This window comes from Streptomyces sp. NPDC048565 (assembly GCF_040650935.1).
In the GTDB taxonomy this organism is placed as follows: domain Bacteria; phylum Actinomycetota; class Actinomycetes; order Streptomycetales; family Streptomycetaceae; genus Streptomyces.
Genome location: NZ_JBEZIH010000024.1, coordinates 12,043 through 27,167, shown reverse-complemented (window position 1 = coordinate 27,167; position 15,125 = coordinate 12,043). Strand labels below are relative to the sequence as shown.

At 69.9% G+C, this 15,125-nt stretch carries 13 protein-coding genes and 1 pseudogene; 10 read left to right on the top strand and 4 right to left on the bottom strand.

Annotated elements, in window-relative coordinates; genetic code table 11:
* Window positions 1–276 precede the first annotated feature (276 nt).
* The 7 genes from AB0C75_RS26315 (at window position 277) to AB0C75_RS26285 (ending at window position 8,675) form a co-directional block, all read left to right on the top strand.
* Window positions 277–1,530 carry an MFS transporter gene (locus tag AB0C75_RS26315; RefSeq protein WP_362894178.1) on the top strand — a complete coding sequence of 418 codons (1,254 nt, stop codon included), beginning with the start codon at window positions 277–279 and terminating at the stop codon, window positions 1,528–1,530.
* Window positions 1,531–1,633: 103 nt separating this feature from the next.
* A complete protein-coding gene (locus AB0C75_RS26310) occupies window positions 1,634–2,398 on the top strand; it encodes a nitroreductase family protein (RefSeq protein ID WP_362894177.1) in 765 nt (254 codons plus the stop codon).
* A 78-nt stretch (window positions 2,399–2,476) separates the two neighbouring features.
* Window positions 2,477–4,318: an asparagine synthase (glutamine-hydrolyzing) gene (asnB, locus tag AB0C75_RS26305; RefSeq protein ID WP_362894176.1), complete on the top strand. Its 1,842-nt coding sequence runs from the start codon at window positions 2,477–2,479 to the stop codon at window positions 4,316–4,318.
* A complete protein-coding gene (locus AB0C75_RS26300; RefSeq protein ID WP_362894175.1) occupies window positions 4,318–5,343 on the top strand; it encodes a hypothetical protein in 1,026 nt (341 codons plus the stop codon). Before asnB ends, AB0C75_RS26300 begins: the two co-directional genes overlap by 1 nt.
* Window positions 5,340–6,740, top strand: a complete 1,401-nt coding sequence (locus AB0C75_RS26295) for a dihydroorotase family protein (RefSeq protein WP_362894174.1) — start codon at window positions 5,340–5,342, stop codon at window positions 6,738–6,740. Before AB0C75_RS26300 ends, AB0C75_RS26295 begins: the two co-directional genes overlap by 4 nt.
* A 33-nt stretch (window positions 6,741–6,773) precedes the next feature.
* Window positions 6,774–8,018, top strand: coding sequence for a cupin domain-containing protein (locus AB0C75_RS26290; protein WP_362894173.1), 1,245 nt, complete (start codon window positions 6,774–6,776; stop codon window positions 8,016–8,018).
* Window positions 8,019–8,270: 252 nt separating this feature from the next.
* On the top strand, window positions 8,271–8,675 hold the full coding sequence (locus AB0C75_RS26285; RefSeq protein ID WP_362894172.1) for a hypothetical protein: 405 nt from the start codon (window positions 8,271–8,273) through the stop codon (window positions 8,673–8,675).
* 286 nt (window positions 8,676–8,961) lie between these two features.
* Here AB0C75_RS26285 and AB0C75_RS26280 read toward each other — a convergent pair whose 3' ends face one another.
* The 3 genes and pseudogenes from AB0C75_RS26280 to AB0C75_RS26270 all read right to left on the bottom strand — a co-directional run bounded on the left by AB0C75_RS26280 (window position 8,962) and on the right by AB0C75_RS26270 (window position 11,495).
* The gene (locus AB0C75_RS26280; protein ID WP_362894171.1) at window positions 8,962–9,348 is read right to left on the bottom strand and encodes a restriction endonuclease; all 387 of its coding nucleotides are present in this window, start codon (window positions 9,346–9,348) and stop codon (window positions 8,962–8,964) included.
* Between the two features lie 280 nt (window positions 9,349–9,628).
* Window positions 9,629–9,838 (bottom strand): annotated as a pseudogene (locus tag AB0C75_RS26275) (transcriptional regulator); the annotation flags it as partial.
* Between the two features lie 37 nt (window positions 9,839–9,875).
* A complete protein-coding gene (locus tag AB0C75_RS26270; protein WP_362894170.1) occupies window positions 9,876–11,495 on the bottom strand; it encodes an IS1182 family transposase in 1,620 nt (539 codons plus the stop codon).
* A gap of 274 nt (window positions 11,496–11,769) precedes the next feature.
* Between AB0C75_RS26270 and AB0C75_RS26265 the strand changes: the two genes are divergently transcribed.
* The gene (locus AB0C75_RS26265) at window positions 11,770–11,955 is read left to right on the top strand and encodes a hypothetical protein (protein ID WP_362894169.1); all 186 of its coding nucleotides are present in this window, start codon (window positions 11,770–11,772) and stop codon (window positions 11,953–11,955) included.
* A 36-nt stretch (window positions 11,956–11,991) separates the two neighbouring features.
* Window positions 11,992–12,990 (top strand): ATP-dependent DNA ligase, encoded by a 999-nt coding sequence (locus AB0C75_RS26260; RefSeq protein WP_362894168.1) that lies wholly within the window; start codon window positions 11,992–11,994, stop codon window positions 12,988–12,990.
* Between the two features lie 1,284 nt (window positions 12,991–14,274).
* Here AB0C75_RS26260 and AB0C75_RS26255 read toward each other — a convergent pair.
* Window positions 14,275–14,415: a hypothetical protein gene (locus AB0C75_RS26255; RefSeq protein WP_362894167.1), complete on the bottom strand. Its 141-nt coding sequence runs from the start codon at window positions 14,413–14,415 to the stop codon at window positions 14,275–14,277.
* Between the two features lie 199 nt (window positions 14,416–14,614).
* Between AB0C75_RS26255 and AB0C75_RS26250 the strand changes: the two genes are divergently transcribed.
* On the top strand, window positions 14,615–15,073 hold the full coding sequence (locus AB0C75_RS26250; protein WP_362894166.1) for a DUF6233 domain-containing protein: 459 nt from the start codon (window positions 14,615–14,617) through the stop codon (window positions 15,071–15,073).
* The last annotated feature ends 52 nt before the right edge of the window (window positions 15,074–15,125 follow it).

Genomic DNA, 15,125 nt, shown 5'->3' with positions numbered 1-15,125 from the left:
CCCCAACACGGTCGTCGCCAAGAACCCGGCCAACTTCACCGACGACGACTTCGGCCCCAACACGGTCGTCGCCAAGAACCCGGCCAACTTCACCGACAGCGACTTCGAGATGCTGTCGCACGAGCTGACCGCCGCGTAATTCCCGTCCGCCGCCGGCAGCAGTAACCCACGCGGCGGTCGACAATCCCAGGGTCGGCCCGGGCCCTAACCCGGGCCGACCCGTCGTCCCCCGTTGCCGCACGCACCTCGCCGCGCCGCCGCAATCCTGGAGCCCGCGTGACTTCTCCCCCCGCCACCAACCGCAGCATCGCAAGACTGTGGGCAGCAAGCGCGCTGTCCGCCGGGTCGACCTGGGTCATGCAGATCAGCCTGTTCATCCAGGTGCTGCGCGACTCGTCCCCGGCCGGCCTCGCGGCGGTACAGCTAATCGGCACGGTGCCCGCGCTGGCCTTCATGATGGTGGCCGGAACCCTCTCCGACCGGATGGACGTACGGCGACTGGCGATCGGGTCCATGGTCGCGCAGGCCCTGTGCCTGCTGGCCATGGTGCTCGTCCTGGATGGCGGGATCTGGATCACCGCGGTCTTCTACGGCCTCCAGGGGCTCAGCAACACGTTCTGGCCGCCGGCTCGCCAGCAGTGGCTGTACGGTGTGGTCCCGCCGGAAGCCAGGCCCCTCGCCAACGCCAGGATGGGCTCTGTCAGCGGAACGATGACGGTCGTCGGCGCCTCGCTCGGCGGAGTGCTGTCCGCCTGGAGCCCCATCGGCGGCATGGCCGTCGCCTGCGTCCTCCAGATCCTGGCCGCCCTGCCGCTGATGATGCAGGCCAAGAGCCCTCTTCCGTACGCGGAACCCGTCGCAAAGGGCGCCGGGGAAGCCGATGCGCCTGAACCCCTGCGCAAGGAGATCGCCACCGGGGTACGGGTGCTGCGAGACCTGCCGCTGGCGCGGTCCGTCGTCTGGATCGGCATCGCCTGGGGATGCATAGGCGGGGCGTACGACGTCCTTCTCGCCGCCTACGCCACCGGCTCCCTGGGCGGCAGCGGCACCGTGCTCGGCGCCCTGTACGTCGTGGACGGCGTCGCGGTGATCCTCGGTACCGTCCTGGCCGCTAGGATCGCGCTCCGGTACCACCTGCCCGCCTACGCCGGGGCCTACATCTTTCAAGGTCTGGCCTGGGGGTCGTTCTTCCTGGTCGGCCATCCCATCGTCGCCATCGCTGTCCTCGGCGTGATGCGGCTGGCCAGCGGCGTGATCATCGCTCTGGACACCACCCTCCTGCTGGAGACCGTCCCCGCAGGGCTGCGCGGACGGGTCTCGAGTATCCACATGACCACCTACAGCGGGATGGCCCGACTCTCTCTCGCACTCTTCGGCGGCCTCCTCGCGGTCTCGGACGTGCGCACTGTAGGCGTCTGCACCGGCGTCGCGTCCGTGGTGCTCGGCGCCGTGTGGTGGTTGCGCCGCGACCGTGACGCCGAGCGGCTCTACACGACCGGCGGACCGGAGAAGCTGCCCGCCGCCACCTAATCACCCTTGCGGGCGCACCCTGCGCGCCTTCCCGTCCAATCCGCACACCGACACCGCAAACCCAGTCGTACACCCATGTCCGTGTCCAGCCCCGGGAGGGACCGTGACCACCACCACCGACACCGTCCTGCAGCTCCTGGCCCAGCGGGCCAGCTGCCGTAACTTCACCACCGAGTCGGTCGATGACACGCTCGTGCACCACGTGCTGGACGCCGCTGTCAGGGCGCCCACCGCGTTCAACTTCCAGCCCTACTCCTTCGTCGTCGTCCGGGACCCGGAGCAGCGCGCCGGGCTCGCCCGGATCGCCGGCGGCCAGCGCCATGTACTCGCCGCACCGGTGTTCGTGGTGGTATGCGCAGACCTGCGCAGGATCGAAGATCTGTGTGAGATGCAGGACCTGCTGATCTCCAGCGAGCACCCGGACGCCCTCATCACCTCAGTCATCGACGCCTCCATGGCGGGGATGTGCGCGACCCTGGCGGCGGAGTCCCTCGGCCTAGGCTCGGTGCTGGTGGGCGGCATCCGCAACAACCCGGGTGCGGCCGTAGAACTGCTGGGCCTGCCGGTCGGCGTATTCGCCCTGTTCGGCCTGTGCCTGGGCCGACCCGCCGCCGTGAGTCCGACTCCCCGGCCGCGCCTGCACACCGCCCTGACGGTCCACCACGAGCGGTACGACACGGAGCCTCGCTCCCTCCCGTCGCCCCCCGAGGCCACCGGCCTCACCAGCCCGTCGGGAGAGGTCGCCGACGATGAGCGGGCGGCCTGGCGCGCCCAGATCGACAAGGGCACCCGCAGCCTCAGCCGCCGTAGGGCCCCGGTCTGGCGGAAACCAGTGGCCGAGGCCGTACTGGAGCACCCGCGACCCTGACGACGGCCTGACAGCGGGTTCCACGCACCATCCGCCGGTCGGTCGCCGGCACATCGAACGAGACACGAAGGGGGCGGCATGTGCCGCATCATCGGACACCTGGGAGCGCGCCCCTCTGCCGAGCGCCTGCGCGCGGCGGCCGGACTCCAGCAAGCGGGCGGCCCGGACGGCCAGTACTTGGTGACCAGGGACAGCTGGGCACTGGGTGTGAACCGGCTCGCCGTCATGGCCCCGCAGGGCGGCCGCCAGCCGTACAGCCTGGGCAGGGGCATCCACGTCGTCTACAACGGCGAGATCTACAACCACCGCGAACTGCGCGTACGGCTCACCGACTTCGGCTACCGCATCGACGACGAATGCGACGGCGCCGTCCTGCCCGCGCTCTACAATCACTACGGCGACTCCTTCGCCGAGCACCTGGACGGTATGTTCGCGGTCGCGGTCATCGACGTCCGCAGTGCCCCCCGGCTGGTCCTCGCCACCGACGGCGCCGGCATGAAACCGATCTACTACCACTGGGACCGAATCGCCGGCAGCCTCCTTTTCGCCTCTGAGCTGCCCGCGCTCCTCGCTCTGCCCGGCGTGCCCCGCACACCGCGGCCAGCCGGCCTGGATGACTACCTCACGACCAAGACGCCCTTCGGGGAAGAGACGGTGTACGAGGGCGTGCTGGCGTTGCCCGCCGCCGCCACTCTGGTTTTCGGCCCCGATCGGGGCGCGCGGTTGGTGCGGCGCGGTCCCGGGCACCTGCAGCCGGGGCCCGGGGAACCGGACGCCCGCCCCACGACCCTGGAAGCCGCTGGTGCCCACGTCCAAAAGCTGCTGCGCGCCGAGATAGGACGGCTGGCGGAAGCGGACGCGCCCGTGTGCGCCGTGGTCAGCGGCGGGCTGGACTCCAGCCTGGTCACCGCACTCCTCGCCGAGCGGATTCCCGCCCTGCACAGCTTCACCATCTGCTACCGCGGCACCTGGCCGTTCGACGAGCGCGACTTCGCCGCAGAGGCCGCCCGGCACGCCGGGACGGTGCACCACGAGGTAGAAGCCGACCCTACGGAGTTCGCGACACTGCTTCCCGAGGTGGTGGCGCGGCTTGGACAGCCCAACGCCGATCCCATCACCGTCAGCAGCTACGCCCTGTTCCGTGCGATCCGGGAGTCCGGTTTCACAGTCGCCCTCACCGGGGACGGCGCGGACGAGGTGTTCCTCGGCTACCGGCGCATGCAGCAGGCCCTGGTCGGCAGCGCAGACTGGCAGGACGCCTATGTCGACTCCTTGGCCGCCGTACCCGGCTCGCTGCGCGCAGAGCTCTACAGCGCTGAGTACCGGGACTGGCTGTGCGTTGCCGGGAGCAGCGAGGACCGGCTGCGCGGCAGGCTCGGGCAGCGACTAGCCGCCACCTCGGCGTCTGCGCCCGGCTCGAACGCACTGGCCGCCCTGACCGCCCTGGAGCTGGACGAGCGGCTTCCCGCCTACCACCTGCGCCGGGTCGACCACCTGTCCATGGCGCACGGCGTGGAAGTGCGCCTGCCGTTCTGTCAGCCCGGAGTCCAGCGAGCGGCAACGGCGCTGCCGCAGGAATGGAAGCTCACCGCGCACAAGGACAAGCTCGCCCTGCGGGCCGCTGCCCGAGGCCTGATCCCCGACAGTGTGCTGAGCCGCCCCAAGCAGCCGTTCACGCTGCCGATCACCGCGATGTTGCGCAGGGGGCTGCCCTTGATGGAGTACGCCCGGGACGTCTTGTCTCCGGCTGGGACACGCCGCGACGGGCAGCTGGACCCAGCTGCTGTGGAGCGGCTGCTACGGCGACAGGAGGATCGGCCGGACGACACCGCGGCCCTGGCGGTGTGGGCGCTGACGGTCCACCGGACGTGGCGCGACCAACTGGGGTCCGCCGGTTTCGCCAACGCGCAGGCCGCCTGATGGTCGGCCACCTCGCGACGGCACACGGCAGTCCCAGCGCCACCCTAGTGCTGCCCGCCAAGAACCTCGCCGACGAATCCGAGGACCCGGAATTTCTCCTATCCGAACTCGCCCACATACGGGACGGCCTGCTTCGGGCCGGCCGGGGGGACATCACCAAGATCGCGCTGATCGGGCCCTCCAGCCGTCCCGACCACGAGCTGGACTACCGCTTCGTACAGATGCTGCCAGGGCCCGAGCCGGCCTTCGAACTCCGGGGCAGCTGCGGGCACTCCATTCTGGCCGCCTGCTCGGCGGCGAGCCGGTCGGGCGAGCTCCCGCCGCTCCACTCGGGCCAGCGTATCCGCGTCAACGTCCTGAACAACGGCGACAGCGTCGAGTGCTCGGTAGAAGCGACTGGCAACGGCCAGGAGCGGCTCAGCGCTTCCTTCCTGCTTCGCCCGCCCGTTCCGCTCGGCGACCTGCTGCTGTTCGGCTCCCCGAGGACCGAACTGCCCCACCGGGACGCTGTCGTCGAGGTGACGGCGGCCTCCATGGGCAACCCGTACGTCTTCGTCCGCGCGGCGGACTTCGGAGTCTGCGGACCGGAGGACCTCTTCGCGGACGACTACGCCCTGTTCTCGGCCCTCTCGGAGGTCAGGCGCACCGCGCAGGACGCGCTCGGATGGCCGTCCGGGGTCTTCCCGAAGATCGCAGCCCTCCTGCCGCTGGGCCCCGGGAGCCTCGCCGCACGCGCCATCTCTGTCCCGTCCTGGCACCCCACGCTGGCATTGACCGGCGCGGTGTGCCTTGCCGCGGCGACCTGCGTCCCGGGCACACTGCCGCACCAGCTCGCCGGCGCGGGCAACGGCGGGCACCTGCGGGTCCGTACACCGGGCCGGTGGGCAACCGTCACGACCCGCACCGAGGGCGCCGTACCGGCGCTGACCGAAGTCGGGGTCCGCGGCACCACCGTCACCTACCACGGGCCCGCGCGGATCATCGCGCCAGCCCCTTCCGGAAACCGAGCGAGGCCACAGCAATGACGACGACGCCGGATACGTACGACCTAGTGGTGCGGGGCGGGGCCGCGGTCCTTCCGGACGGTGTGCGCCACGCGGACATCGCCGTCCGGGACGGCCGCGTGGCGGCGGTGCTCCCGGCAGGCACCGCCGGTGCCTCGACCCGCTCGGTGGACGCGACCGGACGCTGGGTACTGCCCGGCCTGATCGACTCACACGTGCACTTCCGCACCCCCGGCCTGACGCACAAGGAGGACTGGCCCAGCGGCTCCCGCGCCGCCGTCGCCGGTGGAGTCACCACGGTCATCGACATGCCCAACACCGTCCCGCCGCTGTTCGGCCCAGAGGACCTGGCTGCCAAGAAGGAGCTGGTGGAGGGAGCCAGCCTGGTGGACTACCGCTTCCACGTGGGGGTCGACCCGGCGCGTCCCGGTCGGCTCAAGGAGTTCGGCGGCACGGACGCCGGGTCAGCGAAGGCATTCCTCGCGGGCCACCACACTGCCCCGCATGTCCTGCACGGGGAGCCGGCGTTGCGCGAGCTTTTCCACGCGGCGGGGGAGGCGGGACTACAACTAGTGTTCCACGCCGAGGCGGGTGAGGTCTTCCGGCTGCTGGACGACTGGAAGGGAGAGCCCCGGCAGTGGGCAGACTACGAAAGCCGCCGTCCCCGCACCGGTGCGATCGTCGCCGTGGCCCGGCTGGTCGAGCTTGTGCAGGAGTACGGGGTTCCCGCCCACATCCTGCACGTGTCCACCCGCGAGGAGGCCGACCTGCTCACTGCGGCCGCCGCGGCGGGGCTGCCCCTCACGTTCGAGGTCACCGGACATCACCTGTCCTTCACCGTGGACGACACCCGGAGCCTCGGCGCCCGCATCCGCCTCAGTCCCGCAATCCGCGACCGCGCGGACCAGAACCGGTTGTGGGAGGCCGTACTGGACGGCCAGGCGGCCACGGTCGGCAGCGACCACGCGCCGCACCCGCTGGCGGACAAGCTCAAGCCCGTCGCCGCCGCCCCACCCGGCCTGCCCGGCGTGCAGGAGTTGCTGCCGGCCCTGTTCAGCGGCATGACGCGGCACCGCCCGGAGGCTGCTCCCGCGGAGCTGCTGCGCACGGTGGCCCTGGTGCTGGCGGAGCGTCCGGCGCGGCTGTTCGGCCTGGCCGACCGCAAGGGCCGCATCGTCACCGGCGGCGACGCGGACCTAGTCGTCTTTGACGCCGACGCTCTGTGGGTGCTCGCCGAGAGCGAAATCCGGAGTCTCTGCGGCTGGTCCGCCTATCAGGGCAGGACCTTTCGCGGCCAGGTCGACTGGACCGTACGGCGGGGCGAGGTGGTCTACCGACGCGCAGCCGGCGGCGCCGAGTTCGGCCGGCCGACGGGTCGGTACCTGCCCTGGCACGCGACCGCCACCGACACCGCCTGAGACGACCAACCACTGATCAGCAAGGAGAAGCGAATGGCAGACACCACGCAGCGCAGTGCGGACCTGCTCGATTTGATCGGGCGCGACGTGCTGCTGGCCCAGATAGACGAACGCAGGCCCCGGATCTGGCGCGGCATCGCGACGTCACCGACCCTGTTCACCTGGGACGACCTCAACAACCTGCTGTCCCGGCACCCCCTGGAGCCCTCCCGCCTCAGGTTGGCACGGGACCGCAGCACCATCCCGCACGAGAGCTACACCGTTCAGCGGGCCCGCTCCCGGGGGATCAGGAACATCGTGCCGGAAGCCCTCCACGGGCACCTCGCCGAGGGCGCGACCCTCGTGCTGAACGCGGTCGACGAACTGCACGACGACACCGAGCGCACCGCCGCGGACCTGGAACGCCTGCTGGGCTCCAATGTGCTGACCAACCTCTACGGAAGCTGGACCGGCACCCAAGGCTTCGGCCTGCACTTCGACGACCAGGAGGTCGTCGTCGTGCAGCTGTCGGGACGCAAGCGCTGGCGGTACTACCCGCCGACGCGCACCGCGGCGCTGCTGCACGACGTGGTCCGCCCGCCGAAGCCCGTGGGGGAGCCGTACGCCGACGTGGTCCTGGAGGAGGGAGATGTGCTGTTCCTGCCCAGGGGCTGGTGGCACGGCGCTTCGGCCAGTGAGGGGACGCACTCACTGCACCTCACGTACTCCATCATCCCCATCACCGGCGTTGACTTCTTCCGCTGGTTCGTCCGGTCGTTGCCTGCGGAGGAGGTTTTCCGTGTCGACCTTCCGGTGCGTGGCAGCACAGAGGAGCGGGACGCCCACGTGCGGCGGATGCGGGAGGTGCTGGCGGAGATGCTCGCCCGGCCGGGGCTGACCGATCAGTTCCTCGACACCTTTGCCGCCCGCGACAGCCGCCGGATGTACACCAACCTGCCCTCGGCGGTCGATGCGGTCACGGCCTCCGGCGCGTCGGCGGCCGCCCCAGGCGTCCTGCCTGCAACGCTCCGGCTGTCGTACGCCCGGGGCCGGATCGTCGAGGGAGGCGCCGCCGAGCGCCCGGTTTATGCGGCGGCCGGTTATGAGTGGGAGGTCGGCACGGCCCGTCGCCTGGCCCTGAAGGCGCTGTGGGACGGCGCCTGGCACAGCACGCAGGAAGTCCGCGACATCGTGGGTGAGGAGGCATGGCCGCGTACCACAGTCTTCCTCGCGGACCTGGTACACCGCGGCCTGGTCGCCGGTACGGACGACCCGGCAGGCGAACCCCCCACCGGCTGAGCCCTCTCTGGTGGGCCGGCCCATGACGGTCGGCGGGGGGCCGGTCCGATACCGGTTGTACCGGTACGAAGGCGCCAACCGGCGAGGATTCGAGCCGACACTTCCCGGCAACGCGTCCACCACCGGATCGATCACTGCGGCAGCAAAAGCGTGGCACCGGTCGTGTGCGGTCGCAATTCAACTGCGCCGTGCCGGTGCCGCGTCGTTCTCCACCCTGCTGAGATCCAGTGGCTGCGCACCTACGACGACGAAGTGCCGGCATGGCTTAAGGAGGCAGCCGCTCAGCACAAGGCGAGCCCTGCCCAACAGCAGGAGGTGCCCCGTGTCCTGACGGATGAGGAACTCGACTCCTGCGAGGAGCCGGAAGCCGTGATGCAGTCCTGGCTCGATGCCGTTAAGGAGCACCGGGGCTCCTTCTACGACCAGGTCGAGTACGCGGTCATCAGGTCGCGTCACCGCACCGATCCCCTGGTGCGCCAGGTACGCGCCCACATCGTGCTCAGCCACTACGAACAGCCCGTGGCAGCCGATGCGCTCGTGCGGTTGTGCGGTTGTGCGGAGACGACCCCGCTCGCTGGCGCGCTGTGGCCCAAGCGCTGGGCTCGAAGTCGCCGGACAGGTTCGATGAAACCTTCGGGCAGTTCATCGACCGCATGACCTGACGAGGACCGCGGACGGGTTGGTGACGAGCACGGCGACGCCTTCCCGCGCGGGCACGCCATCTACCTCGCACGCCTCGCCGAAGCCCATCTCGCCCTGGGCGACATCGATGCCGTCGTCGACACCGCCCACACCGCTGTGGCCCGCATGAACGGTGTCACCTCCGCACGCGGCACCAGCACCTTGAACGACCTCCGGCAGAAACTCGGACGTCGCCGCGGCGTATCCGTGGTCGCCGACTTCCTCAACTACACCGCTGGCTGACGGCGTGACCCGCGTCTGGCTACGTGGCGGCCGGGACGGGCTCGGTGAGGCGGTCCAGCCGCGTGTAGAGGGCCTGTACGAGACGGGCACGGTTCTGGGCGCAGCGGGCCGTTCCTTCAAGCGGGGCGGAGAGGCGGCCGTCGGCTTCGCGGAGGACGACTTCGGCGAGGGCCCCGCGGCCGTCGCTCTTGGGCAGGGCGGCGGCGTGGCGCCGGACGTCGGCGGCCACGGCGCGAGCGTGCCCGGTGAGTTGGAGGGCGATCTGCTCGTAGTCGCTGGGGGCGAGGTCCGGGTCGTTCCACGCGAGGACGGCGATCACGAGGGCTTCGTGCGGGGCGCGGTCCAGAGGCAGTTCGGCCTCGATGAGCCCCTGGGGGTCGTGGAGCACGACGTAGGTGTCGCTCATCGGGTGCCCGCCGCGGCGTCGTCCTGGCCGTGGTCGCCGGTGTGGGCGTCCGGGGCCTGGACTGCCAGGAAGCGGGCGTAGCCGCGGTCGGCGCGTTCCAGCAGCGTCGGGGAAGGCCGGCCGAAGTCGGGCGGCCGGAAGGCCGCGGCCTTCCGGCTGGGGGTCGGCGGGTGTGGGTGCGCTCATAGGGCACCGCCTCCGTTGCTGGGGTGTCGGTGTCGTTCGACGCTACGGAGACCGCCGCCCGTTCTTCAACGCGATTGCGGGTAATTGCGGAACTTCACTCCAGGGCGTCCATCGCGGCCGTGATGAGGGCGCGGGCGTCGTCGCCGTAGACGGCCATCTCCGCAAGGCCGGCGAACGCCTTCATGTAGTCGGCGAGCTCGCGCGGCTGCGTCACCTTGATCTCCGCCGTCAGCGTCTCCACCACGGCGCTGGTGTCGTCGTGGACGTAGAACGCTTCCAACGGCCACACCGTGCGCTGCGCGGTGAGCTTGACTCTGTCGGGGATCTTGGAGCTGTCGAGGTCAGGTGCCCAGGGTTCGCCAGGATTTCGGTCGGGGTAGCTCGCGCTGGTCGAGGTAGTTCTGGAAGGCAGTCGGTCGGCGGGGTGCAGGTGCGTCCTCAGCCGGTGGCAGTCTGCTGAGGCGCTCGATGTTGACGGCGATGGCCGTCAGGACGTGTTGGATGTGGGCTTTTCCCTGTCCTCGGTAGCGGCAGCGTCGCATGCCGTGTCCGTGGGCGAATTCGTTGACTGTTCCCTCCACTCCGGAGCGGATCGCGTAGCGGGTCTTCCAATCGGGTGTCTGTTGCTCGGTGCGGACGCGGAGTTGCAGGTCACGGAGTTCTCGTGGGGGAAAGCCCACGGTGCGGGCACTGTCGGCGGTGGTGGTGCACTGGGAGCGGGCCGGGCAGGGCCGGCACTGGCTCTTGGTGAACCTGGCCACGATCAGCGGGGCCGCAGTGGGTGAGGATGTTGGGTAGGGGCCGTGCCAGCCCTGGCTGACCTGGCCCTGGGGGCAGGTGACCTGCTGGCGGTCGTAGTCGATGTGGAAGTCGTCGCGGGCGAAGCCCTCGCCTCGGCGGTGCTGGCGGGTGGGGTTGCCTGGCAGTGGTCCGGTGACGGCGACCTTGTGTTCTCGGGCGGCTTGTTCCAGGTGGGGCAGGGAGGTGTAGCCGCTGTCGACGAGATGCTCGGCGGGCAGCAGGCCGCGACGGGCCAGGCGCGTGTGGATGCCGGGCAGAGCCTTGCTGTCGTGTGTGGTGGCCGCTGTGGTGGCCACGTCCGTGATCACGTTGGGGCTGTCGGGAGCACAGGTCTCGGTCAGGTGAGCGGAGAACCCCTTCCAGCTGATGATGTGTCCATGGCGTGCATAACGGGCCGAGGTGTCGTAGGGAGAGACGACCGCCCGGGACGAGGGCGGCAGCCCGGGCCCGCCTTCCGTCTCGGCGGTTCGCCAGCGCAGGTGTCCTGCGGCGTCATGGTGGTAGTTCTGCGAGATGATCTGGCGCAGGGCCTGGACGCGAGGGCCGGACGCGCGGTCCGCTCCGTGCTGGTAGAGGTGTTCCAGGAGCCGGACGGCATCGTTTCCGGCGGCAAGGATCCTGGTCTTGGGCTTGGTGGGGTTCTTGCCCAGGCGGGCTGGCCGCCCGTAGCGGCGTCCCCAGTCCTCGCCGACCAGCTCGTCCAGCAGGTGAGGGGCTGTGCCGGCAACTTCTTCCAGTGCGGCGCGGACCGCCTCGGTGATCAGCTCCAGGCGGGTCAGGTCCCGCACCAAGGCCAGGACGTGGGTGGAGTCGGTTCGCTGCGTGGTGCGCTCGCGCACCAGTCCGGCCTCCTTGAGGCGGGCCAGCGCAAGGTCGAGGAGTCGGTCAGCACGGTCATCTTCGGCGAGACGGTCGCGGAAATCGGCCAGCACGCTGTGGTGGAAGCCGGGGTCATCCAGCTCCATGGCCATCGCGTACTTGAAGTCGATGCGGCAGCGGACCGCCTCGGCGGCCTGCCGGTCCGACAGGCCGAGCAGGAACTGCAGCACACAGACGGTGGCCAGTTGAGCAGGCGAGAGACCCGGACGTCCGTCACGCGGGTACCAGTCGGCGAAGTCCTCGTCGCACCACAGCCCGTCCAGCCGATCGCGCAACCACATCGCCGTCGTACCACCCGGGTTGCTCGCCCGCGCGATCCGCGCAGTCAGAGACGGTACGTGCTCACCGGAACGCGGGCGCAGGGACAACGGGCACCTCGACAGCTGCATCGGTCATCGGGACCACCCGAGCATGCCCGCTGATCATGCTGGCCCACTGGGAAACTCCAAGATCCCCGACAGAGTCAAGCTGAGTCCTTCCTCGCGCCGGTGAGAAGCACGGGCGCCGCCCCGTTGCGGAGTCGCGCCCGGCGGCGGGGCGTCGTACACAGGGACCATGAGCGAGAACCAGACGTCGTGGCATCCGGGCGAGGTCGTACCGGAGAGCGGGATCTACGAGTGCGACTGCGGCGCAGGGCATCACTGGAGCACCGACGTGAAGGGCCACCGCTTCCCACCCCTCCCGGAGGGCTGCTCCGGGGCCGCGTGGACGCTTCGGACGGACGCGCACCCCACCTCCTGATACTCCAGGCACTTCACCACCCAAGAGGGGGCCAGCGTGGTCCTGAGACCCCCGGTGGAGCCGATGCTCGCGCGGGCCCGTGAGAGCCTCCCGCCGCTTGGCACCGGGCCCGTCCGGATGGCGGTTCAGCCCAAGTTCGATGGGTTCCGGGCGCTCCTCTACACCCCTCTTCGCGCGGGCGATCCGGTGCTGTTGCAGACCCGGCGCGGGGCGCTCGTCCAGGACCGGTTCCCTGACCTGACCGCCGCTGCACGCAGCCTGCCGAACGCTCTCGTCCTCGATGGCGAGCTGGCCGTCCTCGACCACGACGGGCAGCTCAGCTTTACCGCCCTGCAACGCCGCGCGACCGCCGGCCGCAACGCCCGCGCCCTGGCCGCCGAAATGCCTGCTCACTTCATCGCGTTCGACGTCCTGCAGAGCGACGGCCAAGAGCTGCTGGACGAGCCGTTTACGCGCCGCCGCGAGGTCCTGGAAGAGCTGTTCGCGGGCCACCGGCTGGGACCGCCGTGGACGTTGTGCCCGTCGACCACGGACCCTGCGGTAGCGGGGGAGTGGCTGCGCGAGTGGACCGACGTCCCCGGCGTCGAAGGTGTCGTGGTCAAGAGTCTGACGGGCCGGTACCGACCAGGCGTGCGCGGCTGGTCCAAAGTCCGCCGCAGAAACACCACCGAAGCACTTATCGGCGGCGTCACCGGCTCCCTGCACCACCCCCAAGTTCTGCTGCTGGGCCGCTACGACACCACCGGCCGCCTACGGCTGGTAGGCAAGACCACCCCGCTGAAACCCAGCCCGGCCCGCGACGTCGCCGACCACCTCACCGCAGCCGGCCCGGACCACCCCTGGACCGGCGTCCGCTTCGCCGCGTCCTGGAACAGCCGCACCCCACTGGAGCCGGTCCTGGTCGACCCCGTCCTCGTTGCGGAGATCAGCGCCGACGTGTCACAGGACCACGGGGTGTGGCGCCACCCGCTGCGCTACGAACGGCTCCGCCTGGACGCGGACGACGCAGATGTTCCGCCGTTCGGCGAGACCTGAGCATGACCCCGATCCGCAACATGGCTCTCTGCCGAGGGGGTACCGCTTCCTGCCTCTCCCGGTGGGCTGCCCCGGGCGCATGGGCGCTTCGGGGCACGCGCACCCCGACTTCTGACAGCCCTGGGCGCCTGACAGGCCGGGAGGGGCGCCCAACGTGGTCCTGAGGCCGCCCGGGGTGCCGATGTTTGTGCAGGCCTGCGAGGCCTTCCCGCCGCTCGCCCCGGCCGGATGGCGGTCCAGCCCAAGGGCAGCACCTTGTCGTGGACTTGGCTGTGGGGTGGATCGGGGCTGGGGGGCCGTTCCCCGACCCGGTAGCCCGCAGCGACCGACTAGACGACGGCACCACATTGAGTTGCTCCATGCCACGCTGCTCAGCCTTTGGGCCCGTGTGGGGGAACATCTCGGGTCCGCTCCGGACACCGTGGGGTAAGTAACCAGCCGGTAGGTATTTGACTACGTGACCGGAGTCAGGCGTCGCAGAGTCAATTTCCGCAGTACAGGCGGCCTTTCGCTCCATAGGAGTGACTTCACGGGACGGTCCGGTTGGGGTCGGCTCGCGCGTTCTGCGTAGGCTCTTACACGGACCTCCCGAGTACGACGGCGGGGAGCCCTCGTGTGCACCGATGCTTTGGACGGCTGGTGCACGAGGAGGACTCCCCGGTGATCGTGGTCGTGGCGGTCCGTGTCCAGTCCGGAACACAGAATTCACGAGGCGTGAAATGACTACCCCGACCCCTCACGACGGTACAACGTCGTCAACTTATAAGGGTCAGCCGGTTCCGTCGAACCAGTTGGCGGACGGTTCCGCACCGCTCCTGACCTCGCGCGCTGCTCTCATCCTTCTGGCCGCTGTGGTCATCGGTGTCGTAGTTGCTGGGCTGACCCATCTCAGTGCGCGAAACCCCGCAGGGGCGGCACTCGCCGGTCTCGTCGGGGCAGGCGCCAGCATCCCGGTCCTGCACACCTTGATCGGCCTCTGACCGTCCTGGAGCCCCGGGGCCAGGTACCCGGGGCTCCCTCTGCGGCATCGAGCACACTCGCCACTGATCGGCATCCGTGAGAGCGATCCTGAGGGTGGATACGGCGCCATTTCCGGCCGACCGCGAGCTGCGGCAGGGCCGAACGTGTTCCTGGCAGCCGCCTGGAGCTACCGACGAGTGCTGCGGAGGTTCACCGCGCCGCCGATGGTGCCGTCGGTCGTCGCGGTCCCCGTGTTGTGGTCAGCGCCAACACGACCACTACGAGGTTGGAGAGGAGCGTGGTGAGGGCGGTAACCCAAGGTGCCTACATCTTCAGGTACGAGAGCAGTGCGACGCCGGCGGCGATGGCGATACCGAGAGCGGGCACGAGCGTCGGCTGTGTGACGGCGATGAGTCCGGCAAGCACGGCGCCGATGAGGACGATGGCGCTGCGTTCGTTGGTCATGAGTATGTGTCTCCCGAGTCAGCGAGCTTGTAGTAGGTGTTGTTCCCTAATCGCCGCCAAGCGAGGGAGAAGTTCTGACAAAAGGAACGGCGGGAGCGGCCAGAAATTTCCGGGTCCCCCCATCTGACCTGCGGAGAACCGCCTCAGCCCGGGATTTTCTCGTACTGGGGGCGGAAAACGTTGTCCGCTGCCGGAAGGGATGAGGATGTCCACTCGAGCCCAAGAATTGGTGACCGGCCGGGTGGGGTGGAGCGGTTCCACACCTCGGTTACATCCGGGAACTCGAGGTCTCCGAGGAGCAGGAGCGCCGGCGCCGGGCGGCTGCGCATGCGGCGCAGAGGTGGAAGATCCAGCCCTAGCGGTCGCACGCGACCGCGCTGCTGCATCGCGGAACTGCACCCTCTACCTGACGGACGCCGGGTACGTCTCACGCGAGGACGCGATGATTGCTCTGGCGGAGCCGGACATCCGCCCGTGCGAGATCTGCGGGCCCGAGACCGCGCTGAGGTCTGGTCTGGCCCTCGCGGTCCTGAAGATCGGTAGCGAGCCGGGTGCGCTGGGAGCTGTCCTCGGGGCGAGCGTCGTGCCGCAGATCCTGCTGCTGGGTTCCCACCCCCTCTGGCGCAGCTCGCCAGCCGGACGACACGGTCGAGGCTGAGAGGATAGCCGGGCCGCTGCGGGTTCCATCGCCGACTATGGCTGGCCCGCTT